2 protein-coding genes are annotated in these 2,687 nt (G+C 68.5%); one reads left to right on the top strand and one right to left on the bottom strand.

Annotated features, from left to right (window positions below):
• Positions 1–252 precede the first annotated feature (252 nt).
• Positions 253–1,524 carry an MFS transporter gene (locus tag ACF08F_RS37650; RefSeq protein ID WP_392303067.1) on the bottom strand — a complete coding sequence of 424 codons (1,272 nt, stop codon included), beginning with the start codon at positions 1,522–1,524 and terminating at the stop codon, positions 253–255.
• A 154-nt stretch (positions 1,525–1,678) separates the two neighbouring features.
• Between ACF08F_RS37650 and ACF08F_RS37645 the strand changes: the two genes are divergently transcribed.
• Entirely contained in the window at positions 1,679–2,245 is a 567-nt protein-coding gene (locus ACF08F_RS37645) for a MarR family winged helix-turn-helix transcriptional regulator (protein WP_392303066.1), read from the top strand.
• The last annotated feature ends 442 nt before the right edge of the window (positions 2,246–2,687 follow it).

Raw genomic sequence — 2,687 nt, 5'->3', positions numbered from 1 at the left:
AGGTTTGTCTTCACACACTGACCAACGGGCGCCCTTCGCCATGGTCGCGACCAGCACGGAAATCGGACTCATTCATCTAGGGCGTGTTGCGAAAGTCCCGCCTGCCGACGGCGCCTGGCACGCACGCTCGCCGCGTTGTCGGGATCACCCAGATACATCCAGTATCGGGGCGACCCTCCGCCTTGCGATCGCACGCACCAGACCCCGTCGGGCCCGCCCTTCGGGCGACCGGCGCTCCTTTCGCAACACGCCCTAGACGGCCGCGGTCTCCTTCTCCGGAAGGTGCCTCGCCACGACCTTCGACGGCTTGGCGGCGGCGAGCGAGGGCTGGTTCTGCTCGGGCGTCAGCTGCCGCCCGAGCCGGACCGCCAGGAACGTGATGCCGAGCGAGAAGAGCACGAAGGTCACGATGTACGGACCGTGCAGCGCGGCCCCCATCGGCCCGCCGACGGCCGGACCCACGGCCAGCGCGAGCTGCTTGACCAGGGCGAAGGCCGAGTTGTACTGCCCGACCATCGACTCCGGCGCCAGATCCGCCACCAGCGGCGCGACGGTCGGCGACAGCATCGCCTCACCGAGCCCGAAGAGGGCGTACGTGGAGACGAACGCGGCGGTCGCCATGGCCTGGCTGCCGTGCCCGAGCCCCGCGTACCCGGCGATGAGCCACGCCACGGTCCAGATCAGACCGACGGCCGCGATCACCCGGGTGCGCTTGCGGCGCTCGACGAACTTCAGCACCAGGAACTGGGCGGCCACGATGACCGCCGTGTTGGCGGCCAGGGCGATACCGAGCGTCGACGGCTGGATCCCGGCGGCCTCGGTGCCGTACGCGGCGAGACCCGACTCGAACTGTCCGTAGCAGGCGAAGAAGAGGACGAAGCCGAGGACGCACAACTGCACCATCGCCTTGTGCCCGAGCAGCGCACGGACACCGCCGCCCCTGCCGCCCTCGGAGGGACGGGCACCGCGCAGCGCGGGGGAGCCCGGCATCCGCACGGTCCCCACGACCGCGGCGAGCACCAGGAACATCGCCGCCTCGATCGAGAACAGCAGGATGAAGCTGCCGGGACGGCTCGTGTCGACGAGCAGGCCGCCGATCAGACCGCCGACACCGAGGCCGAGGTTCTGCAGGAAGAACTGCATGGCGAAGGCCCGGGTGCGACCCACCGGCGTCGAGCACCAGACGATCATCGTGGCGAGCGCCGGCTGCAGGACGGCCGTACCGGCGCCGAGCAGCGCGGCGGCCCCCACGGCGGCGGGCACGCTGGACGCGAAGCCCATCGCCACCGCACCCACGGCGGCCACGACCGAGGCGACGAGCAGGACCGGCACGGGCCCGCGCCGGTCGATGGCCCGCCCGCTGAAGGGCAGCACCACGAGCGCGGCCATGGCGAAGACGGCCAGCACGACACCCGCGGTCGCCGCGCCCAGATCCCGCACCTGGGCGACGTACACATAGAGGTACGGCACGGTGAAGCCGAGTCCGAACGCGCTCAGCGCGCTGCCTGCCTGAATACGGCGCATCGCTGCGCCCCTCGCCTTGGTCACACTCACCCACTTCGGTCACAGGTTCAGAGGTGTAGCTCTGAACCTTGAAGACTTCAACACTAAAGTTAGACCCTTAACAGTACACAGCGAAGGACTTCAACGCCAACGAACCGCGTGGGATACTCGCCGCATGTCCGACACCCCCGAGCGGTCCGGCCCGCAGGCCCCCCAGGAACCGACCCTCGACGAGCAGATCGCCGCCTATCAGCGCGAGTACCGCGACCTCGACCCTCAGGTGGAGAAGGTCGTCTCGGCCCTCGGCCGACTGAACCGACGGATGAACGTGGCGTACGGTCGCCAGCTCGCCGACCTCGGCATCAGCAACGCCGAGTGGGAGGTCCTCAAGACCCTGGTCCTCGCCGGAGCCCCCTACCGGCTGGGCCCGGGCGAGCTCGCCAAGCGGCTCGGCCTCACCCCGGCCGCCATGACCCACCGCATCGACCGCATGGCCGGCGAGGGCCTGGTCACCCGCGACCGCGACGAGAACAACCGCGTCCGCGTGATCGTCGAGCTCACGGACGAGGGCCGCTCGAAGTGGCTGGAGGCCATGCGCATGGCCACGGGCTTCGAAGAGGACCTTCTCCAGGACCTCACGCCGGAGGAGAGGGGAGTCCTCGGCGAGGTCCTCATCCGCCTCCTGCGCCGCGTGGAACTCACCCAGCCGGACGCCGGCGGCCGCCTGAAGGACCTGGACTGACACCCCCGTCAGGCCCCCCGGCCGGGGGTTGACACGCCCCCGCCGGATGCGTAATGTTCTCCGAGTTGTCACGGGGCCGGAACGGTTCTTCGGCAACCACTCACGCCGCAGATGCGGCACCTCTTCTCAGCACGATCTCCCCACCGGGACGAATTTCGGCATGCCGAAATTCAATTCGAAAGACTCGATTATGAGTTGACGGGGAAATCCGCTAGAGTTTGAGACGTCGGAACGGCCCAACAGCCGGAAAGACAAACCCCGCTGACTGGGGGTCAGGCGCCGAAAGGACCTGATAGAGTCGGAACCGCCGGAAGGGCCCGGAGCGAAAGCGAAACGGACCGGAAAGCCCGAGGAAATCGGATGGAAAACATCTGATAGGCTTCGGAACGAAGGAAAAGCCCGGAGGAAAGCCCGCGAGGGTGAGTACAAAGGAAGCGTCCGC

The organism is Streptomyces sp. NPDC015130, assembly GCF_043080005.1.
In the GTDB taxonomy this organism is placed as follows: Bacteria; Actinomycetota; Actinomycetes; order Streptomycetales; family Streptomycetaceae; genus Streptomyces.
The sequence above is the reverse complement of the archived record's forward strand: the minus strand, read 5'-3'. Positions and strand labels throughout refer to the sequence as shown.

Bases quoted from the DNA above. Each gene is read 5' to 3' on its own strand.
- ACF08F_RS37650 (WP_392303067.1), bottom strand. From the start codon at position 1,524: ATGCGCCGTATTCAGGCAGGCAGCGCGCTGAGCGCGTTCGGACTCGGC.
- ACF08F_RS37645 (WP_392303066.1), top strand. From the start codon at position 1,679: ATGTCCGACACCCCCGAGCGGTCCGGCCCGCAGGCCCCCCAGGAACCG.